Source organism: Bordetella ansorpii (assembly GCF_900078705.1).
GTDB lineage: Bacteria > Pseudomonadota > Gammaproteobacteria > Burkholderiales > Burkholderiaceae_B > Bordetella > Bordetella ansorpii_A.
This window is the reverse complement of the sequence record NZ_FKIF01000010.1, coordinates 626,469-650,867: the sequence shown is the minus strand read 5'-3', so window position 1 is coordinate 650,867 and position 24,399 is coordinate 626,469. Positions and strand designations below refer to the sequence as shown.

The following is a 24,399-nucleotide window of genomic DNA, read 5'->3' as shown; positions in this document are numbered from 1 at the left end:
CTGGTTATGCAAGTCGCGAAAATCGCTGTCGTGCTTGCCATGATCTCGCCCTGGAGGGCAGAAACAAACGGCCGGCAGAATTGTACTGGCCTTACCCCGATGAAACGGGGGGACTGGGAATATTCATCGTTTCCAAATAAGTCGAAGCCAGGTCGGCCACATGCAGAGTCCGAGGGGACGCATCATGAATCCTACCGTTCGAAGACCAGACCAAGTAGTCGGTAGTGCCACTGACCTGCCCTAAGCGGTCGTAGACCGCCGGCATGATGGGCACATGGTCCCCAAAAAGGCAGAGTGCCGCCGGACGCGTGCGCGGCTCCCGCAACGCCTGCCGAACGACGCCGAACATATGATCCGCATTTCTCAAGTGGCGAGCGTAGGCCACCAAGTCGCGGCACTCGGACGGGATCGCTTCCTGTAGGTACAGAGGGGCTTCACTCTCCTGGACCGCTTCCCAATGCAAAGGGCCATGATTTTCCATGGTGATGACATGGACATATAAAGGGCGATCTGGAGACCCCCGCAACAAATGAAGCAAATGCTGCGCAACTGCTGCATCACTGACATAAGCCCCCTCGCGTCGTGCCTGGGCGAAAGCCTCCAGGCCGATGAAATGATCGAATCCCAGCATGGGCAATACCTGATCACGCCGATAGAAGTTGCGATGGTACGGATGCAGACAGACTGTTCGGTACCCCATCTGGCGCAGATGCGAGGCAATCGTGGGAAATCCCAGCCGACCCAAGCGGCGGTACGGGTTGTATGCGTGGACACCCAAGGCTTCGGGCCGCAATCCCGTCAGGAACCCGAATTCGGAGCGAACCGTGTTAGCCCCCCAAGCACCGACGCGCAACTCGCCGTGCCAAGCGGATTCCCGGACCAATTGGTCGAAGTTGGGCAGCAAATCCCGCCGGACCTGCGCATAGACACGCCGCACATCGAAAAAGGACTCGCTCTGGATGACAACCAGGTCAGGCAAGGACTCCGATGGCGCACCCGCCTTAGCGCTCGCCAGTTCGACCCGAGGAGGCCTCACCTGCGTGGCGAAGGGCGCGGTCTGCCGCAATGCGTGTACGCTGGCACGCTCGGCACGACCATAGGCCCACAGCACGCCGGCCATGCCCAACCGGCGCAGATCGTCCGTGGCGTCGAAACTGGCGCCCAGAGCGCGGCCAGCCAGTCGCGCAGTGCCATAGCCAGCCCCGGCCAGCACGGCCATCTGAACATGGAATGCCCACAACGAAATCTGCGGTTCGGCGGGCATGGCCCGCTCAAGGCTCAGGCCCGCCCACAGGGCCACGCCATATCCCGCCAGCGCGGCCAGCGCCCGCCATGCCCCGAAGAACGGCAGGTAAAGCCGGGGGTGGCGGATGGCGTCGGTGAAGTATTCGAAGTCCTGGAAGATGAACGGCTCACGCAGGGCCTGGTACTTGGCATGGCTGACCAGGACAATGACACCCTGGATCGCCAGCACATTGCCCATCGCGAAATAGGGCCGACGGAACAGCATCATTTCCAGCGCAAAGACCAGCGTCCAGAGCCCGAGGTGCACAGCCACCGCGCAGGCCGGCCTGCTCCAGGGCGGCAACGGGCGCGGCACCAGCAGGCCCTCCATGCCCAACGACAGCGCCAAGCCAGCCAGATAAGGCCATGCCAAATGCAACCAGATCGCTTCAGCCACGATACCCCATCCAGCCCAGAATGCGACCCGATACCGCCGGATGAATCACCGCCAGCAGAAAACATCCAAGATTGAGCGGAAACGGAAAAGAAATCCGCGCACGGTTCGCCGCCAGGCCCTGGCGGATGACTCGCGCCGCCCGGTCTGCCTTCCAAAGAAACGGCTTGGGGCCAGGCATGTCGAGGCACATCTGCGACTCGACATACCCGGGCATCACCACGCTGACCCGAACGCCCTCGCCTTTCAAGCCGTCCCGCATGGCTTCGCCATAGGCCTTGACGGCGGCCTTGCTCGCGCTGTAACTGGGCGTCTCGGGCAAGCCGCGCCACGCGGCCAGCGAACTGATCAGCGCAATCTGGCCGCTACCGCGCTGGCGCATGGCGGGCAGGACCCCGTGAACCGTGGCGAACACCGCGCGCACATTGATGTCCAGCAAGCCCTGCACGTCTTCCCAGGCTTCACCCCGACCATTGGGCCCGGTATTGATGTTGACGCCCGCATTGGCCACGACCAGGTCCGGCGCGTCGTCGCCGTGCAACGACGACAGCCACGCATGCAACGCGTGGTGATCGCGCACATCCAGCTCATGCACGCGGACACTTGCGCCGAGGCTCCGGCAGGCGTCTGCCACGTCGGCCAGTCGCCCGGTGTCGCGGCCTTGCAGGATCAGACGTGCGCAGCCGCTGCGGGCATACTCGACCGCCAGCGCGCTGCCGATTCCGCCCGACGCACCCGTGATCAGCACACAGCGCGGAACACTCTTCGGTACGGGTTTCGCGTGGCTCATCTGCTTGACTCTCATGACGCACCCGTCTGCGGCCGCACGGCAGGGCCGCCTGACAAAAAACTGACCGATCATGACTGCAGCCAGCCCACAAAAAACTGGCCCTCCCGTCGACCGGGAAGGCCAGCAGTTCTACACCGTTGCAGGGTAGAAGATTACTGCAGCAGGCTGCGCAGCATCCAGGCATTCTTTTCGTGCACGTCCAGGCGCTGGGTGAGCAGGTCGGCGGTGGGCTGGTCGTTGGCGGCATCGGCCTTGTCGAAGGCGGCGCGCGCGGTCTTGGCGACGGCTTCATTGCCTTCGACCAGGATGCGGACCATTTCCAGGGCCTCGGGCACGGTCTTGGGCTCTTCGATGGACGTGAGCTTGCCGTACTCGCGGTACGTGCCCGGCGCGTAGTGGCCCAGGGCGCGGATGCGTTCGGCGATGCTGTCCAGCGCGGTCCACTCTTCGGTGTACTGCGTCATGAACATGGTGTGCAGCGTGTTGAACAGCGGGCCGGTGACGTTCCAGTGGAAGTTGTGGGTCGTCAGGTAAAGCGTGTACGAATCGGCCAGCAGCTTGGAGAGTTCACCCGCGACCGCGGCGCGATCCTTGTCGGAAATGCCGATGTTGATGCGCGGCGCCGTGGTGGCGGCGGTGCTCTTGGAAGTCTTTGCCATGTGAATGCTCCTTCTAAGCGGGACGGAAACCAGGGGAAGGATACCACCGCTGGGGGACAGACTTGGCGAAATAAATGCATTGCCGCCATAGGCAAAAACACGCGTCTGGCGGCCCCGGATTTGCAAAGATCGACCCGTCACGGGCAAAGATTACGCAAATCTGTTGCAATATAGGCCGTTCCGACAGGAACAATCCTGGGCACGACCCGGGATTTTCCCATCAAAAATTCCTCTTTCAGGAGAACCCCCAAGATGAAGAAGACGCTGCTCGCTGCCTCCCTGACCATGATTTGCGCGGGCGTGGCACATGCAGATACGTCGGTCACGCTCTATGGACTCATCGACACCGGTATCGGCTACAACAAGGTCAAGGGTGCGGGCTACGACGCCAGCCGCTTGGGAATGATCAACGGCATCGAAGGCGGCTCGCGCTGGGGCCTGCGCGGCGCGGAAGACCTGGGCGACGGCCTGCGCGCCGAGTTCGTGCTGGAAAGCGGCTTCGATTCCAGCACCGGCGACCGCTCGCAAGGCGGACGGCTGTTCGGCCGCCAGGCCACGATCGGGCTGGCGAACGACGCCTGGGGCCGCGTCAACTTCGGGCGCCAGGTGGGCGTTTCGTCGAAGTGGCTCGCGGACATCGACCCGTTCTACACCAGCTACACCCAGTCCAACCTGGGGCTGGGCTTCAGCGCCTCGAACACCAACCGCTGGGACAACGTGGTGATGTACGAGACCCCGACTGTCGCCGGCTTCCAGGCGGCCGTGGGTTATTCGTTCAATGTGGACGCCAACGACGCCTCGCAAAGCGGCTTCGCCACGGCGGACAATGCGCGCGGCATCACCGCGGGCGTGCGCTACCTGAACGGCCCGCTGAACGTCACCCTGACCTTCGACCAACTGAACCCCAGCAACGCCTCGGATGCGGGCAGCGCCAAGCCGCGCCAGTACGCCATCGGCGCCAGCTACGACTTCGAAGTGCTGAAGCTCGCGGCCGCCTACGGTCGTACGACGGACGGCTGGTTCATCGGCCAGGATCTGCCCGCCGGCACGCCGTTCAGCGACAGGCTGGGCATCAACCGTTACGTCGACGGGTTCAAGGCCAATGCCTACATGGTGGGCGCGACCGTCCCCGTGAGCACCGCCTCCAGCGTCTTCTTCTCGTGGCAGAACGTCAATCCGAACAACGACCAGTTGACCGGTGACGACGAGACCATGAACTCGTACAGCGTGGGCTACACCTACGACCTGTCCAAGCGCACCAACGTGTACGCCTACGGTTCGTATGCCACGGACTACGCGTTCGTCGACGGCCTGAAGAGCACGGCCGGCGGCGTGGGCATCATGCACCGCTTCTGATCGTGACCCGGCATCCGGGCCGGTGGCTTGTGCGCCAGCCCGGATGCCTGTCGCATCCACCCCTGATTTGGACGTATAAGCCACCCCTTGACGGGCAAATTGCGTCTGGGCACCCGCGTCCGCCACAGCGCGCTGGCGGCGTCGTTCACGTGGCCATCATCGTCGCGGGCCTGACGCCCACAGTGGCTGCATGGATCGTCGGAGAGACCGACAACCTGATGATTGCCGGCGTACGACCTGATGGCGGCGGCAGTTCGAGTGAACGCGCGGGTTAGGTAGCCGCGTCGCCGAACAGGCTCTGCAGCGAATCGGCGGTCAGGATGCGGCGGCTCAGGGTGCGTAGCTGCCCGGTATCGGCTTGGACCAGACGGTGACCCACCCAGTCCGGGCTGGGGCCGAACTTCTGCTCGATCTGGTCCTGCAGCATGGCCGCCTGGCCGCCTGGCCGCGCTGCAGGCCGATGGCAATGCCCTCATCGGTAAAGACACGCTCATGGGTCATGACAAAGGCCATATGGGACTCCTGTTCGATTTGCACGAGCATGCGTGCGTAGGATGCGTGCTGGTCGGCTGGCAAGGCAAGCAGCCAGTCGATCAGTCTCAGCAAGCTTATAGATTCCTCGGGCGCATAACTTTCCGAGGCTAATTTTCGGACCAGTCCGACTTTCCATGACAGCCGTTCGGCCAGAGGTTGCCGATGCGCCAGCAGTTGGGCCATGATAATCATGGCGAACGGGTTGGCATGCGCGAGCGTTTCCAGGTCCGGCCAACGCGCGAGCCAGCGTCCCAGGTACACCGCCTGATAGCGCAATGGCTGCTCGTTCTGCAACGCCTGGTGCTCGGCTGTCAGCCAATCCGGACCGCTTGCGCCACGCGTGAAGATGACCAGGGTATAGACCGTTGCCGACGGCGGCTCGATACGCTGCAGGCTCGGCTGCAGCACGTAGCGGTCATGGATCCGGTAGTCGTATTGCTGCACGCGCAAGGCGGCAAGACGCCGCATGGCCGCGGACGGAGGCCGGCTTTCCACTTCGACATGCAACAGCAGCGCGACATGGCGGCCGGATGCCAGTTTCAGGCGCGCCAGCTTGTCTACGTGGCGCCGATGCCGCGAGCCCGGCGCGATACCCTGAAATTCCTTGTCGAGAAAAGCCGGCGGATGAGTCCAGTCGACCCGGCCGTGCAGCGCGGGCGCGAATATCGCCAAGGCCTGCGGCAGGAACCGTCCGAGCGCCTCTTTCCAGGGAGAGTCGAAGTCCTCGCGGGACGGCTTTCCAGATGGGCGATGCGGCATGAGGCGACTTCCGAAACAGCGGGAAATCGCACTGTGGCGCAGGCGAGCACCGTCCGCCAGATCGGGAAATACGAACGGACGCAAGAGTCACCATGCCCAGGGAATGCCCTTTTCGGGCTGCCCCCCGGGGCCCATCCTTTCCTCTATGCGTCGCTGCGCGCCTCGTCCGCCAGCATCTGCACACCTGGCAGGCCGCAGGCGTACACCGCATCGGCCAGCGCCTCGATGGCGGCCAGGCGCGGGAAGCTGCGGCGCCAGGCGAGCACCACGCGGCGCTCGGGCGGCTTGCCGGTGAACGGCACGTAGCTCAGCAGGCTGCGGGCCGGCGGATGCTCGGGGACGGCCGTGACGGGCAACACCGTCACCCCGATGCCGGCCGCCACCATGTGCCGGATGGTTTCCAGCGAAGAGCCTTCGAACGTGCGCTGGATGCCGTCGCTGGCCGCCGAGAAACGCGACAGCTCGGGACAGACCTCCAGCACCTGATCCCGGAAGCAATGGCCGCTGCCCAGCAGCAGCATGGTCTGCTGCTTCAGGTCCTGGGCGTCGACGGACTTGGCGTTCGCCCATTCGTGATCCTGCGGCACGGCGACCAGGAAGGGCTCGTCGTACAGCGGCTGCGTGACCAGGCCGGCCTCGGGCAGGGGCAAGGCCATGATGGCGCAGTCGATCTCGCCCTGGCGCAGCAGCTCGACCAGGCGCACCGTGAAATTCTCCTGCAGCAGCAGCGGCATCTGGGGCGTGCGCTCGATCTGCGTGGGCACCAGGCGCGGCAGCAGGTAGGGGCCGATGGTGTGGATGATGCCCACGCGCAGCGGCCCGGCCAGCGGATCATGGCCCTGGCGCGCGATCTCCTTGATGCTGGCGCTTTCCTCCAGCACCTTCTGCGCCTGCGCGACGATGCGCTGGCCGATGGGCGTCACGCCCACCTCGTTGCCGCCGCGTTCGAACAGCGTCACGCCCAGTTCGTCCTCCAGCTTGCGGATGGCCACCGACAGCGTCGGCTGGCTGACGAAACAGGCCTCGGCCGCACGGCCGAAATGGCGCTCGCGGGCCACGGCGACGATGTACTTGAGTTCGGTGAGGGTCATGGCTGGGTCCGCCAGGAAAAGAGAGTGGAACGACAACGTCCGCCGATGCGGCGGACGGCAAGGGGAATGCCTTTCGGACTGCGCGGATGAGGTGGCGTCGGCATGGTCAGGTCCGCAGGAAGTCCTCGCGGCCACGCATCCAGCGCGCCAGGTGGGCCTCGACCACGTCGGGGTGGTCGCGCCGCAGCGCCGCTGCGGCGTCGCGCGCCTGCTCGGCCAGCTCGGCGTCGGCATCCAGGTCGGCGAAGCGCAGCAGCGCCATGCCCGACTGGCGTTTGCCCAGGAACTCGCCCGGCCCGCGCTGCTCCAGGTCGCGGCGCGCGATCTCGAAGCCGTCGTTGGTCTCGAACATGGCGCGCAGGCGCTCGCGCGCCACCTGGGACAGCGGCGTCTGGTAGAGCAGCACGCAGACGGACTCGGCGCTGCCCCGCCCCACCCGGCCGCGCAGCTGGTGCAGCTGGGCCAGGCCGAAGCGCTCGGCGTGCTCGATCACCATCAACGAGGCATTGGGCACGTCCACGCCGACTTCGATGACGGTGGTGGCCACCAGCAGATCGACGTCGCCGTCGCGGAAGGCCTGCATCACCGCGGCCTTCTCGGCCTGCGGCAGCCGGCCGTGGACCAGGCCGATGCGCAGGTCCGGCAGGTCGGCCCGCATGCCTTCGTAGGTGTCCACGGCGGTCTGCAGTTCGAGCGCCTCGCTCTCTTCCACCAGCGGACAGACCCAATAGGCCTGCTGCCCCTGGCGCGCGGCCTGCGCGATGTGGCCGATGACTTCCTCGCGGCGCGCATCGGACACCAGCTTGGTGACCACCGGAGTACGGCCGGGCGGCAGTTCGTCGATGACGGACACGTCCAGGTCGGCGAAGAACGTCATGGCCAGGGTGCGCGGAATGGGCGTGGCGCTCATGTGCAACTGGTGCGGCGCCAATGCGTCATCGATCTCGCCCTTGCGGCTGAGGGCCAGGCGCTGGCCCACGCCGAAGCGGTGCTGCTCGTCGACGATGGACAGGCCCAGGCGATGAAAGGAGACATGGTCCTGCACCAGCGCCTGCGTGCCCACGACCAGATCGACGGACCCGTCGGCCGCCGCCGCGGCGGCCTCGCGGCGAGTCTTCGCGGGCAGGCTGCCACTGAGCCAGGCCACGCCCACGCCCAGCGGTTCGAGCCAGGACGCCAGTTTGCGGAAATGCTGCTCGGCCAGCAGTTCGGTCGGCGCCATCATGGCGACCTGCGCCCCGCAGGAAATGGCCTGGGCGGCCGCCACCGCGGCCACCACGGTCTTGCCGCTGCCCACGTCGCCCTGCAACAGGCGGTGCATGGGATACGGCTGGTCGAGATCGACGGCGATCTCGTCGACCACGCGCTGCTGCGCGCGCGTCAGTGCGAACGGCAGCGCGGCGTACAGGCGCTCGACCAGGTTGCCCGGCTGGCGCGGCATGGGCAACCGGTCGGCGCGCTTGCTGCGCCGCCCCGCGCGGGCCGCGGCCAGCGACAGTTGCTGGGCCAGCAGTTCGTCGAACTTGATGCGGCGCCAGGCGGGATGGGCCCGCTCGGCCAGTTCGTGGCCGGACACGCCCGGCGGCGGCGCGTGCAACAGGCGGATCGCAGGCTCGAACGCCATCAGGCCATAGCGGCCGCGCACGCTGTCGGGCAGCGTGTCGCTGAGGTCGGCGCTTTCCAGCGCCTGCGTGACGGCGCGGCGCAATGTGGGCTGCGGCAGGCCGTCGGTGCTGGGATAGACGGGTGTCAGGGCTTCGGGCAAAGCGGTATCGGCGTTGCTCATGCGCGGATGCACCATCTCGCGGCCGAACAGGCCGCCGCGCACGTCGCCGCGCGCGCGCGCAGGCGGCGGCCCTTCTCAAGCTGCTTCTGCTGGCTGGGATAGAAATTGAGCCAGCGCAACTGCAGCTCGCCGCTGTCGTCGGCCAGCACGGCCGTCAACTGGCGGCGCGGCCGGTACATGACTTCGGAACGCAGCACCTCGCCTTCGACCTGCGCGGGATAGCCGGGCCGCAGGCTGCCGATGGGCACGACGCGGGTCTCGTCCTCGTAGCGCAGCGGCAGATGCAGCAGGAAGTCTTCAGGGCCGTGCAGCCCGAGCGACTGGAGCTTGCGCTCGACCAGGCTGGCCGCGCCTCGGCCTTCCTTGGGGCGTGACTCGGCCGGCGCCTTGCGGCGCGGCCGGGTTGCCACGGCGGGTTTGGCGGCCGCGGCCTGGCGGGTTGCCATGGGCGTGTCTGACGTAGACAGAACCTTACTGCCGCGAGGGCTTACAGCACCAGGATGGCTTCCACTTCGAACTGCGCGCCCTTGGGCAGGCTGGACACGCCGACGGTGGAACGCGCCGGGAACGGCTGCGGGATGATCTCGGCCATGATGGCGTTGGCGGCGGTGAACTTGCTGAGATCGGTCAGGAACAGCGTGAGCTTGACGATGCTGTCCAGCGTGCCGCCAGCCGCCGTGATGACGGCCTGCATGTTGGCGAAGGCCTGGCGCACCTGGGCGTCGAAGTTCTCGGACACCAGTTCGCCGGTGCCGGGTTCAAGGCCGATCTGGCCGGACAGGAACACGGTCTTGCCGGTGGCGGCCACTGCTTGCGAGTACGGGCCGACCGCGGCGGGGGCGTCGTCGGTATGGATGATCTGCTTGCTCATGGCGGGAATCCTGGGAAAATTGCTGCGACTAGGACTATCGGAGTGTAGCCAGCAATAGTCCTTCGTGAAAGGGATATTTGGCGCGCGGCCGGGTGAGGCCGGGCGGCATGGATCAGGCCAGGCCGGCGCGATGCGCCATCAGCAGATCATAGAAGGTCTGCGCGGCCACCGACAGGCCGCGCCCCTTGCGTTTCACCAAGTACAGCGGCCGGGTCAACGCGCGCCCCTGCAGGGGCTTGATGACCAGCTCGGGCCGCTGGAAATGGAACAGCGTCATGGCGGGCACCACGCTGATGCCCATGCCCGCCAGCACCAGGCCGGTGACGGTGGCCAGGTGCTCGACTTCGAGCAGGGGCGTGAAGGCCTCGGCGCCCAGGGCCTCGTCCAGGCGCTGGCGCACGCTACTGCCGCGCGCCAGCTGGATGACCGGCCACTGCGCCACGTCCCGCAGCCGCACCTGGCGCTGCGACGCCAGCGCATGGTCTTCGCGGCAGACCAGGAAATAGCGGTCCGCATGCAGGAAGGCGCTGTCCAGCCCGCTCATGTCGGCACGGCGCGCGGCCACCGCGAAGTCGACCTCGCCGCTCTGCACCATGTCCAGGCAGGGATCGAGCAGGGCATCGCGCAGTTGCAGGACGATGCCCGGGTGGTCGGCATGGAACTGCGCCAGCAGGCCCGGCAGCCAGCCCGCGGCCAGCGACGGCAAGGCCGCCACCGACACCCGGCCGCGGCGCCGTTCGGCGTGGTCGCGCAGGTCTTCCATGGCCAGTTCGAGCTCACCCAGCAGGCGCTGGGCGGTGCTTTCCAGCACGCGGCCCTCGACGGTGAGTTCGACCCGGCGCGTATTGCGGTCGAACAGGCGCACGCCGGCGGCCTCTTCCAGCGTACGGATCAGGGCGCTGAACGCGGGCTGCGTCAGGTGGCAGCGCTGGGCGGCGCGGGTGAAGTGCTTCTCTTCGGCCAGGGCCACGAAAGCGCGCAATTGTCGGGTGGACAGATTCATACAAGGCCTGGATAAATCAATCTCATATTTCTATTTTACGTATGAAGCCGGCGTGCCTATAGTGGCTGCCATCAATCGCTACATCGGGCGCATCGCACGCCCTGGAGACAACGCAATGCCTGCCCAGCCCTCCCCCTGCCTGGTCGGATGCGCGACCGGCTTTTCCGGAGACCGCACCGATGGCGCGCTGCCCGTGGTGCGCACGCTGGCGCGCCAGGGCGGCGGCACCCTGATCTTCGAAACCCTGGCCGAACGCACGCTGGCGCTGGCCCAGTTGGCGCGCAACCAGGACCCGGAAGCGGGCTACGAGCCGCTGCTGGACGACCTGGTGGGCCCGGTGCTGCAGGACTGCCTGCGGCACGGCATCGACATCGTCAGCAACTTCGGCGCGGCCAATCCCCCGGCGGCCGCGCGACGCATCGCGGCGCTGGCGGCACAACAGGGCCTGCCCGCGCCGCGCATCGCCACCGTGCATGGCGACGAACTGAACCGTCCCGAGCAGCGCGCGCTGCTGCGCGAGAAACTCGGCCCCGTGCTGGACACGCTGGACGTGGTCAGCGCCAATGCCTACCTGGGCGCCACCGAGATCGCCAGCGCCCTGCGAGCCGGCGCGCAGATCGTGGTCGCCGGACGCGTGGCCGACCCCTCGCTGACCGTCGGCCCCGCGCTGGCCCGCTACGGCTGGGACGAAAACGACTGGGCGCGCATCGGGCGCGCCACCATCGCCGGCCACCTGCTGGAATGCGGCACGCAGGTCACCGGCGGCTACTTCAGCGTGCCCGGCCTGAAGGACGTGCCCGGCGGACTGGCCGACACGGGCTTTCCGATCGCCGAGATCGACGCCGATGGCGGCTTCGTGGTCGGCAAGGCGGATGGCACCGGCGGCATGGTCGATGCCCGCACGGTGAAGGAACAACTGCTGTACGAAGTGCATGATCCCGCGCGCTACCTGACTCCCGACGTGATCGCCGACCTGAGCGGCGCCACGGTGCGGGAGTTGGGCGGCGACCGCGTGGCGGTGCACGGCGTGACAGGCCATGCGCGGCCGGACGAGCTGAAGGTCAACGTCTGCTATCGCGGCGGCTGGCTGGCCGAGGCCGAGATCTCGTACGCCGGCGTGCAGGCGGAAGCCCGCGCGCGCCTGGCGGGCGAGACCGTGGCGCGCCGCATCGGCCCTGCCCTGGCACTGCGCATCGACCTGATCGGCGCGCTGAGCATCCTGGCCGACGACGGCGGCGCCATGCGCGACGCCCGCGCGCCCGGCCATGGCCGCGACGTGCGCCTGCGCGTGGCGGCCGAACACGCCGACCGCGCGGTGGCCGAACGCGTGCTGCGCGAGGTGATGGCGCTGTACTGCTGCGGCCCGGCGGGCGGCGGCGGCGTGCGCACCTCGCTGCGTCCGCGCCTGAACATGCTGTCGTGCACCGTGCCGCGCGATGCCGTGGCGGCCGGCTGGAGCATGCTGGACACCGACGCACGCCAATGAGGATCGCAACCATGATGAACACCGTGGATGTACCGCTGTACCGCCTGGCGCACAGCCGCTCGGGCGACAAGGGCGACATCTCGAACCTGAGCCTGATCGCCTGGGATGCCGAATGCCACGCGATCCTGCTGGACCAGGTGACCGAGGCGCGCGTCGCCGAATGGTTCGCCTACCGCCGGCCGGTGCGCGTGACGCGCTATGTGCTGACCGGCCTGGAGGCCATGAATTTCGTGCTGGAAGGCGTTCTGGACGGCGGCGTGAACGACGCGCTGAACCTGGACGCGCACGGCAAGAGCCTCTCTTTCCATCTGCTGGACCTGCCTGTCGCCGTGCCCGCGGCGCTGGCGGCGCGCCTGCCCGACGTACCGGGCTGAGAGGCGCGTCTTCCCTTTTTCACCTTCGCGTTCATAACGACATCCCACAGGAGACAACCATGCGATTTTTCACCCTGACCCGACTGGCCGCCTTGTGTGCCGTCGCCGCGCTGCCGCTGGCCGCCAGCGCGCAGGATTTCCCGACCAAGCCCATCACTTTCGTCGTGCCGTTCGCGGCTGGCAGCGCCACCGACCAGATCGGCCGCGCCATCGCGCAAGGCGTCACCGAACAGACGGGCCAGGCCGTGGTCATCGAGAACAAGCCGGGCGCCAGCGCCATGATCGGCGCGCAGGACGTGGCCCGCGCCGCGCCGGACGGCTACCGCGTGCTGATCACCACCAACACCACCCATGCGGCCAACGAGCACCTTTACAAGACGCTGCAGTACGACCCCGTGAAGGACTATGCCCCCATCACCCTGCTGGGCAAGGGCGGCCAGATCATGGTGGTCAATCCGGCCTCGCAGGCCAAGAGCGTGGGCGACTTCCTGGAAATGGCCAGGAAGAACCCGGGCAAGATGAGTTTCGGCAGCGGCAGCTCCAGCAGCCGCGTCGCGGGCGAACTGCTGCAGCAGATGGCCGGCGTGCAGTTGCTGCACGTGCCGTACAAGAGCAATCCGCCGGCCGTGACCGACCTGATGGGCGGCCAGATCGACATGATGATCACCGATACGGCCACGGGCCTGCCGCAGGTGAAGGCCGGCAAGCTGCGCGCGCTGGGCGTGACGGGCCTGAAGCGCTCCCCGCTGGCGCCGGACGTGCCCACCATCGACGAGGCCGGCGTGAAGGGCTATGAAATGGGCTACTGGTTCGCGGCCTACGCGCCGGCCGGCACGCCGCCGGCGGTGGTCAAGCGCCTGAACGAGCTGATGGTGAAGGCGACCGAGAGCAACGTCGCGAAGCAGTTCTACGCCAACACAGGCACCGCTCCCGCCACGTCCACGCCCGAGGAACTGAAGCAGTTCCAGGCAGCCGAATCGACGAAGTGGGGCGAGATCATCAAGAAGGCCGGCATCCAGCCGGAATAAGAACCCAGCGGACGCCTGACACGGCGCCCGCCCTGGCGGCCATGCTGGCCGCCGGGGATCAGCGGCTGTCATTGGAGGAGCGCTACGGCGACCACGACGGCTACGTGCGCGCGGTCGAGGACGGCGCCCAGGCATTGATGCGCGATCGCCTGCTGCTGCGTGAGGATGCGGAGGCGGCGATAGAGGCCGCGCGGGCATCCACCGTGCTGCGCGCACCCTGAGGGTAATGAGCCGACCGGCGTGCCTCGACGAGCATGCCGGGTCGGCCTGCCCTCGCCTGGAGGGAGCGCCGCAGGCAGACCGACCCGGCATCGCTAGGCGTCGGCGGCCGCGCCCCAAGCCGCATTGACCGGCTCGCGCTTGGCATACTCCGCCCGAGCCGTGCGCAGCAAGGCCTGCACCAGGCTGATGCGCGGCGACGCGCGCGACCAGATCAGGCCGAAGCGGCGTGGTTCGCAATAAGCCGGCAGGGGAATCTGCGCCAGGCCCAGCCGCATCATCACGTCATTGGTCGACAGGGGCAGGATGGCCACTCCCAGGCCCCGGCTGACCATCACCGCGATGGACTCGATCGCGTTCACCTCGAAGCGCTCGTTGGGGCGGATGCCGGCGGCGCGCAGGTAGTTCTCCACCTGCCGGCCACCCCATTCGCTGCGTTTGTAGCGGATGAAGGGCTGTGTGGCCAGCAACTGGTGCGGGTCGTCGCCGGCATGGCGTGACGCGGCCGCCAGCACGTAGGGTTCCTCGCGCAGCAACTCCCAGCCCAGGCTTTTCGGAACGGGATACGGCGCCTGCAGCGCGATGGCCGCGTCCAGTTCGCCGTGCTCGATGGCGGTGTAGAAGGCGGGCGACAAACCGGGCCGGATGTCGACGGCGATCATGGGGTGGTCCTTGACCAACTGCTCCAGGATCACCGGCAGCATGCTGTTCAACACGGTGTTGCCGGCGCCCAGGCGCAGCTCGCCCACCATCTCGCTGGTGCGCGCCAGGTAGCGGATGCGGTCCACCTCGGCCAGCACCTGCTGCATCGGGTCCAGCAATTGCACGGCCTTCTCGGTCAGGTGCACCGTGCGGCCGGCGCGAGCCACCAGCGCCACGCCCAGCGACTCCTCCAGCGCGCGCACCTGCTGAGCGACAGCCCCATGCGTGAGGTTCAGTTGCCGGGCCGCCGCGGCCATCGAGCCATGGTGCGCCACGGCCACCAGCGTTTCCAGGGCACGAAGGTTCATGATGATAGGTTTTCTATCGTTTGATCGTATGCGCAGCATACTCCTGCGCCCTCGCTTGTTTGCCAGAATCCGGGAAAAGACCCGGAGACATCGCATGAAAAGCAAGCTGTTCGTGCCGGCCAGCCGGCCGGAACTGTTCCCCAAGGCCGCCGCCAGCCGCGCGGATGCCCTGTCGTTCGACCTGGAGGACGCGGTCGCGGCCGAGGACCGGCCCACCGCGCGGCGCAATCTGGCCCGGTGGCTGAAGACGGCGCAGCCGCGCCCGGGCCGCAGGATCATCGTCCGGGTGAATGCTCCCGGCACGACGGATTTCCTGCAGGATCTGCAAGGGCTGGCGGGCGCCCCGATCGACATCATCAATCTGCCCAAGGTGGACCACGCCGACGCGGTGCGCCAGGCCGTCGAGGCCATCACGGCGCAGGGCTGGCAATGCCCGGTGCTGGTGAACATCGAGACCGCGCAGGGGCTGCGCCACGCGGCGGAACTGGCCGCGGCGCACCCGCGCGTATGCGGCCTGCAACTGGGACTGGGCGACCTGCTGGAGCCGCTGGGCATCGCCCGCTACGAATCCGACACGCTGCACGGCATCATGCTGTCGGTGCGGCTGGCGGCCGGCGCCAGCGGCAAGTACGTGATGGACGCGGCCTATCCCGACGTGGGCAATGCGGATGGCTTTCGAGCCGAGGCCGAGCTGTCACGCCGGCTGGGGTTCCTGGGCAAGTCCTGCATCCATCCCAGCCAGGTCGACATCGCCAATGCCGTGTATGCGCCGGGCGTGGCCGAGGTGGCGCAGGCCGAACGCATCGTGGCGGCGGCCCGACAGGCCGGCCGCACGGCCTTCCTGCTGGACGGCAAGATGATCGATCCGCCTTTCGTGCGCCGGGCCGAGGACATCCTGCTGGCGGCCGGGCGCCACTGAGTGGCGGGCCTGCTTGCGGCCGGCCGGCCGGCAGGGGTCCGGACGCGACAACGCCGGCAATGAGCCGGCGTTGTCATGGCATCTCGCGAGACGGGACACCCGTCCCGAAGCGTCATCCGGGTTACTTCTCGACGAACGCGCGTTCGAACACGTAGTCGCCCGGCTCGCCCACGCCCGGCGAGACTTCGAAGCCCCGGGCATCGAGCAGTTCGCGGATGTCGGCCAGCATGTGCGGGCTGCCGCAGATCATGGCGCGGTCGACGGCCGGATCCAGGGGCGGCAGGCCCACGTCCTGGCACAGTTTGCCGCTTTCGATCAGGGCCGTGATGCGGCCTTGATTGCGGAAGGGTTCGCGCGTGACGGTGGGGTAGTACACCAGCTTGTTGCGGACCACGTCGCCGAAGAACTCGTTGTCGGGCAGTTCGCGCTCGATGAAGTCGGCGTAGGCCAATTCGTTGACCCAGCGCACGCCGTGCACCAGCACCACTTTTTCGTAGCGCTCGTAGATGTCCGGGTCTTTGATGATGCTCATGAAGGGCGCCAGGCCGGTGCCCGTGCCGAACAGGTACAGGTGCTTGCCAGGCTTCAGGTCGTCGGCGACCAGCGTGCCGACCGGCTTGCGGCTGACCAGGATGGTGTCGCCTTCCTTCAGGTGCTGCAGGCGCGAGGTGAGCGGACCGTCCTGCACCTTGATGCTGAAGAACTCGAGGTTTTCTTCGTAGTTGGCGCTGGCGATGCTGTAGGCGCGCATCAGGGGCTTGCCATTGACTTCCAGGCCGATCATGACGAAGTGGCCGTTGTGGAAACGCAGGGCGGCGTCGCGGGTGGTGGTAAACGAGAAAAGCGTGTCGTTCCAGTGGCGCACGCTGAGCACGCGCTCGGTATTGAAAGCTGCCATGTCGATCTGAAGAATGCGGCGCGAAAATGCGCCTTTTAAGGCCGGAAGCGCGCTGCGAAAAAGGAACGCGCAAGGCAAGGATGTCCCGAGTTTACCCGATCCAGTCGAGAACCGCTCTCATCTTTCAGTTATACCCTTATGCCTTGTCTCCGGGGTTTCAGGACGCTTTGCACCTTGATCGCACCCGATGCCGGCGAGCGCATGCGCTTGCTGGCCGCCGGCACCGCCGGCGGCCAGCAAGCTGTCAGATAGTTGAACGAGGGCGCTCTTCCTGCTATCTTCCCGCATTCATCAGGTTGTTGATAATCATTTTCGTTGACAGGACGCGCTACCTGCCGCGCCCGTCGCATTACCGGAGTCTGCCGATGCCCTCCTTCAAGCCTCTGCCCCTGCTGCGCGTCCTGGCGCTGGCCGGCGCCGCCGCCCTGTCCCTGCCGGTTTCGGCCGCCGAGGAGGTCAGTCTCTACACCACCCGCGAGCCCAAGCTGATCCAGCCGCTGCTGGACGCGTTCACGAAGGACAGCGGCATCAAGGTCAATACGGTGTTCGTCAAGGATGGCCTGCTGGAACGCGTGAAGGCCGAGGGCAGCAAGTCGCCCGCCGACGTGCTGATGACCGTGGACATCGGCAACCTGATCGACCTGGTCGATGGCGGCATCACCCAGCCGATCCAGTCCAAGACGCTCAACGAGGTGCTGCCCGCCAACCTGCGCGGCGCGGACGGCAACTGGTACGTGCTGTCGCTGCGCGACCGCGTGCTGTACGTCGAGAAAGACCTGCCGATCACCAGCTTCCACTACGAAGACCTGGCCGATCCCAAATACAAGGGCAAGGTCTGCATCCGCTCGGGGCAGCACCCCTACAACACCGGCCTGGTGGCCGCGATGATCGCCCATGACGGCGCCGAGGCCACCGAGAAGTGGCTGCGCGGCGTGAAGGACAACCTGGGCCGCAAGGCCACCGGCGGCGACCGCGACGTGGCCCGCGACATCCTGGGCGGCATCTGCGACATCGGCCTGGCAAACGCTTATTACGTCGGCCACATGAAGAACGCCGAGCCGGGCACCGACGCCCGCAAGTGGGGCGACGCCATCAAGGTCGTCCGCCCGACCTTCGCCAACGACAAGAGCGGCGGCACGCACGTCAACGTCAGCGGCGCCTCGGTGGCCAGGTACGCGCCCAACAAGGCCAATGCCGTGAAACTGCTGGAGTTCCTGGTGTCCGAACCGGCCCAGACGCTGTACGCCCAGGCCAACTACGAGTACCCGGTCCGCAAGGGCGTGAAACTGGACCCGGTGGTGGCCAGCTTCGGCGAACTGAAGGTCGATCCCCTGCCCGTGGCCGAGATCGCCAAGTACCGCAAGCAGGCCAGCGAGCTGGTCGACAAGGTGGGCTTCGACAACTGACGCGCCACGGCACGTGCCGGTCACAGGCAAAAAGCGGCCCCGGGCCGCTTTGCGCTTTTTTGCCGTCCGCGCATGGCCGGGCGAAACCTGCCCTTTCCCCACGCGGCAAGCCCCGAGGCCCGCGCCTCTTCCCACGCCGCAATCGGCGTCGTATTCGATGTTGCCGCATGCATAAACAGACATTGCCGCGGGTCATGAGCCCGCGCGCCGAACGCGGCGCCGGCTGGCTGGGCGCCGCGGTGCTGATCGCCCTGGCCGTGCTGGCGCCGCTGGCCGCGCTGGCCTGGTGGGCGCTGCAGGCCGATCTGGAACACTGGCGCCACCTGGCGCAGAACGTGCTGCCCACCGCCCTGGCCAATACCGCCATCCTGCTGCTGGGCGTGGGCGTGCTGGTGACCCTGCTGGGCACGGGATCGGCCTGGCTGGTGACGGCCTATGACTTTCCCGGCCGGCGCACGCTGACCTGGGCGCTGCTGCTGCCGCTGGCGGTGCCGACCTACATCATCGCCTTCGCCTACCTGGACCTGCTGCATCCCATCGGGCCCATCCAGGGCGCCATCCGCGCCATGCTGGGCTACGACAGCCCGCGCCAGTTCCGCCTGCCCGACCTGCGCTCGATCTACGGCGCGATATTCGTGCTGGGCTTCGTGCTGTATCCCTACGTGTACCTCAGCACCCGCGTGATGTTCATGACGCAGGCGGCCAGCCTGCTGGAAGCGGCCCGCACGCTGGGCGCCGGCCGCGCCGAGGTGTTCCTGCGCGTGGCGCTGCCGCTGGCGCGCCCGGCCATCGTGGTCGGCGTCAGCCTGGCCTTGCTGGAAACGCTGAACGACATCGGCGCCTCGGAATTCCTGGGCGTGCAGACGCTGACGGTGTCCATCTACAGCACCTGGGTCACGCGCTCCGACCTGGCCGGCGCGGCGCAGATCGCCCTGTCGATGCTGGCGCTGGTGGTCGCGCTGATCCTGCTGGAGCGCCACGGCCGCAAGCGCCAGCGCTATGCCAACACGCAGCGCATGCGGCCGATGCAGGCGCGCCGGCTGCAAGGCGCCGGCGCCTTGCTCGCCATCGCACTGGGCTGGATGCCGGTGCTGCTGGGCTTCGTCGCGCCGGCGCTGTATCTGGTTGCCGAGACCTGGAAGCGCCTGCATCTGGTAGGCGGCGTATCGCATCAGTTGCTGGCCGGGCTCGGCAATACCTTCATCCTGGCCGGCTCGGCCACGGTGGTCACGGTGCTGTGCGGACTGACCGTGGCCTGGGCCGGTCGCACCCTGCGCGAAAGCGCACGCTTCCATCCCGGCCGCGCCTGCCTGCGCATCGCCAGCCTGGGCTATGCCTTGCCGGGCACGGTGCTGGCGATCGGCCTGCTGACGCCCTTCACGCTGATCGACCATGCCCTGGCCGATGCGCTGAACCTGGACGGACTGCTGCTGATGGGCTCGATGGGCGCGCTGGTGGTGGCCTACACGCTGCGCTTCCTGGCCATGCCCGCGGGCGGCATCGAGGCCGGACTGTCGCGCATTCCGCCGTCGCTGGAACAGGCCTCGCGCCTGCTGGGCGAGAACGCCGCGGGCACGCTGCGCCGCGTGCACCTGCCGCTGCTGCGCCCGGCGATCGCCGCCAGCGCGCTGCTGGTGTTCGTGGACGCCATGAAAGAGCTGCCCGCCACCCTGCTGCTGCGCCCCATGAATTTCGACACGCTGGCCACCTGGCTGTATGCCGAGGCCGCGCGCGGCACCTACGAGGAAGGCGCGGTCGCCGCGCTGGCCATCGTGCTGGCGGGCCTGCTGCCGGTGATCCTGCTGGCGCGCACCAATCTGAAGATAGGACATTGAGACCATGGCCGACTTGCTGGAACTCGACCATATCCTGCTGGGCTATGAAACGCCGCAAGGCGACAAGGTGGTGGTGAACGACCTGTCGCTGGGCTTGGCCGCCGGCCATATCGGCTGCCTGCTGGGCCAGTCCGGCTGCGGCAAGACGACCGTGCTGCGCGCCGTGGCGGGATTCGAGCCCGTGCGCGCGGGCGCCATCCGCCTGGACGGCACGGTGATCTCGTCGCCGCAGGCGCAGGTGGCGCCGGAACGCCGCCGCGTCGGCATGATGTTCCAGGACTACGCGCTGTTTCCGCACCTGACGGTGGCGCAGAACGTGGGCTTCGGCCTGCGCCGCGCGGCGCGCGCGCAACGCGAGGCGCGCGTGGCCGAAATGCTGGAACTGGTGGGGCTGGCCCATGCGGCCGACAGCTATCCGCACGAACTGTCCGGCGGCCAGCAGCAGCGCGTGGCGCTGGCGCGCGCGCTGGCGCCCTCGCCCGAGCTGCTGCTGCTGGACGAACCGTTCTCCAACCTGGACGTGGACACGCGAGAGAAGCTGGCCTTCGAGGTGCGCGACATCCTGAAGACCACGGGCCACACGGCCATCCTGGTCACCCACAACCAGGCCGAGGCGTTCGCCATCGCCGACCGCATCGGCATCATGTCCGAAGGACGGCTGGCGCAATGGGACACGCCGCACAATCTGCTGCATCAGCCGGTGGATGATTTCGTGCGCGGCTTCGTGCGGCGCGAGGACCTGCACGAGCAGCGCCAAGAGGCGTACGCGCGCGGGGCCTGATGGCCGGCAATACGCGGCCGTATCGCAATCAGGCGCGGTTTTCCGGCAACGGAATGAATTCCGTCTCGTCGCCCGGCACCACCTGATCGAACCGGTTGCGCTGCCAATCCTGCTTGGCCTGCTCGATACGGTCCTTGCTGCTGGACACGAAGTTCCACCACAGGAAACGCGGCGCATCCAGCGGTTCGCCGCCCACGATGGCGAACCGGGCCGGCGTATTGCCGGTATTGGTGACCGTGACGGTGCGGCCCGGCGCGAACACCAGCAGGCGGCCTCGATCGTGCTGGATGCCTTCCACGCTGACACAGCCTTCGGCCAGGTAGGCGGCGCGTTCCTCGTGTTCGGCCGGCAGGTCCACCGAGGCGCCCGGCTGCAGCGTGATGTCGCCGTAGAACAGCGGCGACAGCGTGCGCACGGCCGAGGTCTTGCCGAACAGCGAGCCCGCCACTACCTGCACGTGCACGCCCTCGCCTTCGATGACGGGCTGCGCTCCGCGGCCGTAATGCACGAAACCGGGATCGGTCTCTTCATGCTCGCGCGGCAGCGCCACCCACATCTGCAGGCCGAACATGCGCTGCGCCACGGCGCGCGCCTCGGGCGACGAACGTTCGGAGTGCACGATGCCACGGCCGGCCGTCATCCAGTTCACTTCGCCCGGCAGGATGGTCTTGGTGTTGTTCTGGCTGTCGCGGTGCACCAGCGAGCCGTCGAACAGGTAGGTGACCGTCTCCAGGCCGATGTGCGGGTGCGGACGCACGTCGATGCCGATCTCGGCCGGCATCAACGCCGGCCCCATCTCGTCCAGGAACACGAAGGGACCGACCGAGCGGCGCTGGGCAGAGGGCAGCGCGCGGCGCACCTCGAAATTGCCGATGTCGCTGGTACGGGGGATGACGATGGTATCGACGGCGGTGGACAGGTCGGACATGGAAAACTCCTGTGTGCTTGCTTGGGTTCGGGGCGGCGACGCGATGGGGACGCGGCGCGACGAAAACGGATTCAGGGGACTTGGGCGGGTCCGCCACGGCGGCGGGGGCACTCGGCCAGGGCATCGTCGGGCTGGCTTCACGATACCCCGTCCGCCGGGCGGCGGGTTGTCACACGCCGCCCGGCCTCGCTCAGGGCAGATCGAAGACCAGCACTTCGGCGCCCTGGCCTTGCGACAACTCGAGGGCTGCCTCGTCGGTCACCGCCAGGCCATCGCCGGCCTCCAGCGCCAGGCCGTTGATGGTGAGCCGGCCACGGGCCACGTGCACCCAGGCGCGGCGGCCACGCGCCAGCTCCAGGCGGCCCGATTCGTCGCCATCGAACAGGCCGACGTACAGGCGGGCGTCCTGGTGGATGCGCACCGCGCCTTCGGCGCCGTCGGCAGCGGCCACCAGCCGCAGCCGGCCGCGCTTCTCTTCCTCGGCGAAGCGCTTTTCCTCGTACTCGGGCGCAATGCCGGTCACGTCGGGCTCGATCCAGATCTGCAGCAGGTGCGTGGGCTGGTCGGGCTGCGGGTTGAACTCGGAGTGCAGCACGCCGCGGCCGGCGCTCATGCGCTGTACGTCGCCCGGCCGGATGGTCGAGCCGTTGCCCATGCTGTCCTTGTGCGCCACCGCGCCTTCCAGCACATAAGTGATGATCTCCATGTCGCGGTGGCCGTGGGTGCCGAAACCTCGGCCGGCGCCGATACGGTCATCGTTGATCACGCGCAGCGGGCCGAAACCCATGTGCTCGGGGTCGTAGTAGTTGGCGAACGAAAACGTGTGATGGGTGTCGAGCCAGCCGTGGTTGGCGTGGCCGCGGTCGGCGCTGCGTCGGATCGTGATCATGGCAAACTCCTTTGGAAATCATGAATGACTGTGGTGGGTGGGAACGCAGCCGGTTGGCCTCTTCGTTCACCGCATGAAACGCATTGTGCGCGCTGCCCTTGGCCTTGAGATTGAACGGCGTTGATGAGATCATTCAAATAATTTGAACGATATTTCACCGCCCTCTCCGGGCGGTCTGCCGCCCCATGAGCCAACAGCCCATCACCCCCGAACTGCTGTCGATGGTCGACGCCATCGCCCGCCACGGCAGCTTCGCCCGCGCGGCCCGCGAGCTGGGCAAGGTGCCTTCCGCCGTCACCTACGCCATCCGCAAGCTGGAGGATGGGCTGGACGTGCTGCTGTTCGACCGCAGCGGCCATCGCGCGCAGCTGACGCCGGCCGGCGAAACCCTGCTGCACGAAGGGCGCCACGTATTGCAATCGCTCGACGAGCTGGCCTACCGCGTCAAGCGCGTGGCCACGGGCTGGGAGGTGGAGTTGCGCATCGCCGTCAGCGCCGTGCTGCCTTGGCAGCCGCTGTACGAGATCATCGAGGACTTCCGCATCGCCGGCCCCGGCACCACGTTGCGCTTTTCCAGCGAAGTGCTCAGCGGCATCTGGGATGCCTTGGGGTCGGGGCGGGCCGACCTGATCATCGGCGCGGACGCGGCGGGCTCGCCGCCCGGCAATGCCTTCCGCTCGCAGGCCATGGGCCAGACGCAGTTCGCCTTCTGCGTGGCGCCGCATCATCCGCTGGCCGGACTGAACCGGCCGCTGCTGCCCGCGGACATCTCGGCCTATTGCGCGGTGGTGGTGGCCGACACCTCGCGCGACCTGCCCACGCGCACGCGCGGGCTGCTGAACCAGCAGCCCCTGATCGTGATGCCCAACATGGAAGGCAAGATCGAGGCGCAGATGCGCGGGCTGGGCTGCGGCTACCTGCCGCTGACGCTGGCCGCGCCCTACATCACCCAAGGGCGGCTGGTGGTATGCCCCGTCGACGGCGGCGTGTCGCTGGATGAGAACGTGGTGTACGCGTGGCAGGCGCGCCAGCCGGGCGCGGGGCTGGCATGGTGGCTGGAGCGCCTGAAGTCGCCCAAGCTCTGTGAGAGCCTGTTGGGACTCGGCGCCTGATCGCCCCAATCTTGGCCATCTGCCTGCACGAGGGGCTGCGCCGTGGTCAGGCCAGGCGCAGGCAATCCAGTCGGGCCCGGCATGCCTGTCCTGCCGTCCGGGCTTCGCGAACCGAACCCGCCAGGCCCGTGGGCATTACGCCGCCATGCCGCCGTGCTCCCCTCGAGCCGGAGGGCGCCGGTCACCGGGATGCCAGGCGCGCGACCCCGCGCGGGCGGGCAGCGGCCGCGTGGGGGGACGCCGGCAGCAGGCCCGCCTCTGCCTGCCTCCGCCAGCGCCGGGGCAAGGCCCGCCGCGGACCGCTGACGCCTACCCGCACGGTTTCCCCGCAAGCCTGCGCGCAGTAGTCCAGGGCCTGCCGCAGCACGGTATCGACCCGGCGCAGGGACATGCCGTGCCGGTCCGCCACTTCGGTACGGGTCTGGTCTTCCAGCCGCAGCGCGGACAGCACAGTACGGTGTCCGGCCGGCAACCGATCCATCGCGCGCTCGAGCGCCGCCAGGCCAGACCGCGCCTGCGCAACGGTTTCGGGTCCCGGCGCGGCGTCGGGCAACGCGTCCATGCCGTCCTCGTCCAGGCAGTGATGCAGCCCCGGTCGCTGGGTCCGCAGCATGTCCATGGCCACGTTGCAGGCGACGCGATAGACATAGGCTTGCGGGTGCCTGATCGACGCCGGCACGCTGGCGTCTCCCAGCCGCAACCAGGCTTCGTGCAGGCAGTCGCTGGCCAGGTCCTCACTGTCCAGGCGACGTTGCAGGCGGCGCTGCAGCAGCGCATAGTTGGAAGCCAGGACTTCCCGCAACGTGGGAACAAAACCGCAGACATCCTTCGTCGCCTGCCCCTGTCCGTGCTGGCTTCGTGCCGGTAACGCCGCCTTGTGTAGGGGCTGGTGCCGGACCGGTTCCGCCGCACCGGCCGCATACCGGCAGGCGTCCCCTGCCCAGCCTCCGGTCGAAGCGATGCACCCATCGCCCCAGCCGGGATTCG

Annotated in this window: 22 protein-coding genes and 1 pseudogene; 10 read left to right on the top strand and 13 right to left on the bottom strand. The window is 67.7% G+C overall.

Annotated elements, in window-relative coordinates; translation table 11 throughout:
• Positions 1-91: 91 nt before the first annotated feature.
• From A6745_RS27245 to A6745_RS27235, 3 genes are all read right to left on the bottom strand, one after another.
• Positions 92-1,681: an LTA synthase family protein gene (locus A6745_RS27245; RefSeq protein ID WP_066134619.1), complete on the bottom strand. Its 1,590-nt coding sequence runs from the start codon at positions 1,679-1,681 to the stop codon at positions 92-94.
• Positions 1,674-2,468: an SDR family NAD(P)-dependent oxidoreductase gene (locus A6745_RS27240; RefSeq protein ID WP_066134616.1), complete on the bottom strand. Its 795-nt coding sequence runs from the start codon at positions 2,466-2,468 to the stop codon at positions 1,674-1,676. The genes A6745_RS27245 and A6745_RS27240 overlap by 8 nt, the downstream gene beginning before the upstream one ends.
• Positions 2,469-2,620: 152 nt before the next feature.
• Positions 2,621-3,127: a Dps family protein gene (locus A6745_RS27235; RefSeq protein WP_066134613.1), complete on the bottom strand. Its 507-nt coding sequence runs from the start codon at positions 3,125-3,127 to the stop codon at positions 2,621-2,623.
• 252 nt (positions 3,128-3,379) lie between these two features.
• On the opposite strand from A6745_RS27235, the gene A6745_RS27230 reads away from it, so the two are divergent.
• Positions 3,380-4,483, top strand: a complete 1,104-nt coding sequence (locus A6745_RS27230; protein WP_066134610.1) for a porin — start codon at positions 3,380-3,382, stop codon at positions 4,481-4,483.
• A gap of 330 nt (positions 4,484-4,813) precedes the next feature.
• Here A6745_RS27230 and A6745_RS27225 read toward each other — a convergent pair whose 3' ends face one another.
• From A6745_RS27225 to A6745_RS27205, 5 genes and pseudogenes are all read right to left on the bottom strand, one after another.
• Positions 4,814-5,776 (bottom strand): hypothetical protein, encoded by a 963-nt coding sequence (locus A6745_RS27225; RefSeq protein WP_066134607.1) that lies wholly within the window; start codon positions 5,774-5,776, stop codon positions 4,814-4,816.
• A 143-nt stretch (positions 5,777-5,919) separates the two neighbouring features.
• Entirely contained in the window at positions 5,920-6,867 is a 948-nt protein-coding gene (locus A6745_RS27220) for a LysR substrate-binding domain-containing protein (RefSeq protein ID WP_066134604.1), read from the bottom strand.
• 106 nt (positions 6,868-6,973) lie between these two features.
• Positions 6,974-9,099: pseudogene (gene recG / locus A6745_RS27215) on the bottom strand (ATP-dependent DNA helicase RecG).
• Between the two features lie 41 nt (positions 9,100-9,140).
• Positions 9,141-9,524, bottom strand: coding sequence for a Rid family detoxifying hydrolase (locus tag A6745_RS27210; RefSeq protein WP_066134601.1), 384 nt, complete (start codon positions 9,522-9,524; stop codon positions 9,141-9,143).
• Positions 9,525-9,636: 112 nt separating this feature from the next.
• Positions 9,637-10,527: a LysR family transcriptional regulator gene (locus A6745_RS27205; RefSeq protein WP_066134598.1), complete on the bottom strand. Its 891-nt coding sequence runs from the start codon at positions 10,525-10,527 to the stop codon at positions 9,637-9,639.
• Between the two features lie 115 nt (positions 10,528-10,642).
• On the opposite strand from A6745_RS27205, the gene A6745_RS27200 reads away from it, so the two are divergent.
• The 4 genes from A6745_RS27200 to A6745_RS27185 are packed head-to-tail and all read left to right on the top strand — an operon-like array spanning position 10,643 to position 13,636.
• On the top strand, positions 10,643-12,013 hold the full coding sequence (locus A6745_RS27200) for an acyclic terpene utilization AtuA family protein (RefSeq protein WP_066134596.1): 1,371 nt from the start codon (positions 10,643-10,645) through the stop codon (positions 12,011-12,013).
• Positions 12,014-12,027: 14 nt separating this feature from the next.
• On the top strand, positions 12,028-12,387 hold the full coding sequence (locus A6745_RS27195) for an AtuA-related protein (protein WP_066134912.1): 360 nt from the start codon (positions 12,028-12,030) through the stop codon (positions 12,385-12,387).
• 59 nt (positions 12,388-12,446) lie between these two features.
• Positions 12,447-13,415 carry a Bug family tripartite tricarboxylate transporter substrate binding protein gene (locus tag A6745_RS27190; protein WP_066134591.1) on the top strand — a complete coding sequence of 323 codons (969 nt, stop codon included), beginning with the start codon at positions 12,447-12,449 and terminating at the stop codon, positions 13,413-13,415.
• Positions 13,416-13,456: 41 nt separating this feature from the next.
• A complete protein-coding gene (locus A6745_RS27185) occupies positions 13,457-13,636 on the top strand; it encodes an alpha/beta hydrolase domain-containing protein (protein WP_066134588.1) in 180 nt (59 codons plus the stop codon).
• A gap of 93 nt (positions 13,637-13,729) precedes the next feature.
• Here the strand turns inward: A6745_RS27185 and A6745_RS27180 are convergent, their stop codons facing one another.
• A complete protein-coding gene (locus tag A6745_RS27180) occupies positions 13,730-14,644 on the bottom strand; it encodes a LysR substrate-binding domain-containing protein (protein ID WP_066134585.1) in 915 nt (304 codons plus the stop codon).
• Between the two features lie 94 nt (positions 14,645-14,738).
• Here A6745_RS27180 and A6745_RS27175 point away from each other — a divergent pair, with 94 nt between their 5' ends.
• Positions 14,739-15,563 carry an HpcH/HpaI aldolase/citrate lyase family protein gene (locus A6745_RS27175; RefSeq protein ID WP_066134583.1) on the top strand — a complete coding sequence of 275 codons (825 nt, stop codon included), beginning with the start codon at positions 14,739-14,741 and terminating at the stop codon, positions 15,561-15,563.
• 121 nt (positions 15,564-15,684) lie between these two features.
• Here A6745_RS27175 and A6745_RS27170 read toward each other — a convergent pair whose 3' ends face one another.
• The gene (locus A6745_RS27170; protein ID WP_066134580.1) at positions 15,685-16,461 is read right to left on the bottom strand and encodes a ferredoxin--NADP reductase; all 777 of its coding nucleotides are present in this window, start codon (positions 16,459-16,461) and stop codon (positions 15,685-15,687) included.
• A gap of 365 nt (positions 16,462-16,826) precedes the next feature.
• Here A6745_RS27170 and A6745_RS27165 point away from each other — a divergent pair, with 365 nt between their 5' ends.
• From A6745_RS27165 to A6745_RS27155, 3 genes are all read left to right on the top strand, one after another.
• The gene (locus tag A6745_RS27165) at positions 16,827-17,867 is read left to right on the top strand and encodes a Fe(3+) ABC transporter substrate-binding protein (protein ID WP_066134577.1); all 1,041 of its coding nucleotides are present in this window, start codon (positions 16,827-16,829) and stop codon (positions 17,865-17,867) included.
• Positions 17,868-18,034: 167 nt separating this feature from the next.
• Positions 18,035-19,702, top strand: coding sequence for an ABC transporter permease (locus tag A6745_RS27160; RefSeq protein WP_066134576.1), 1,668 nt, complete (start codon positions 18,035-18,037; stop codon positions 19,700-19,702).
• Positions 19,703-19,706: 4 nt separating this feature from the next.
• Positions 19,707-20,483, top strand: a complete 777-nt coding sequence (locus A6745_RS27155; RefSeq protein WP_066134573.1) for an ABC transporter ATP-binding protein — start codon at positions 19,707-19,709, stop codon at positions 20,481-20,483.
• A 28-nt stretch (positions 20,484-20,511) separates the two neighbouring features.
• On the opposite strand, the gene A6745_RS27150 is transcribed toward A6745_RS27155, so the two are convergent.
• Together A6745_RS27150 and A6745_RS27145 are read right to left on the bottom strand one after the other, a co-directional pair.
• The gene (locus A6745_RS27150) at positions 20,512-21,411 is read right to left on the bottom strand and encodes a pirin family protein (RefSeq protein WP_066134570.1); all 900 of its coding nucleotides are present in this window, start codon (positions 21,409-21,411) and stop codon (positions 20,512-20,514) included.
• Positions 21,412-21,601: 190 nt separating this feature from the next.
• Positions 21,602-22,300 (bottom strand): pirin family protein, encoded by a 699-nt coding sequence (locus tag A6745_RS27145; protein ID WP_066134567.1) that lies wholly within the window; start codon positions 22,298-22,300, stop codon positions 21,602-21,604.
• A gap of 185 nt (positions 22,301-22,485) precedes the next feature.
• On the opposite strand from A6745_RS27145, the gene A6745_RS27140 reads away from it, so the two are divergent.
• Positions 22,486-23,412, top strand: a complete 927-nt coding sequence (locus A6745_RS27140) for a LysR family transcriptional regulator (RefSeq protein WP_066134564.1) — start codon at positions 22,486-22,488, stop codon at positions 23,410-23,412.
• Positions 23,413-23,593: 181 nt separating this feature from the next.
• On the opposite strand, the gene A6745_RS27135 is transcribed toward A6745_RS27140, so the two are convergent.
• Positions 23,594-24,214: an RNA polymerase sigma factor gene (locus tag A6745_RS27135; protein ID WP_066134561.1), complete on the bottom strand. Its 621-nt coding sequence runs from the start codon at positions 24,212-24,214 to the stop codon at positions 23,594-23,596.
• Between the last annotated feature and the right edge of the window lie 185 nt (positions 24,215-24,399).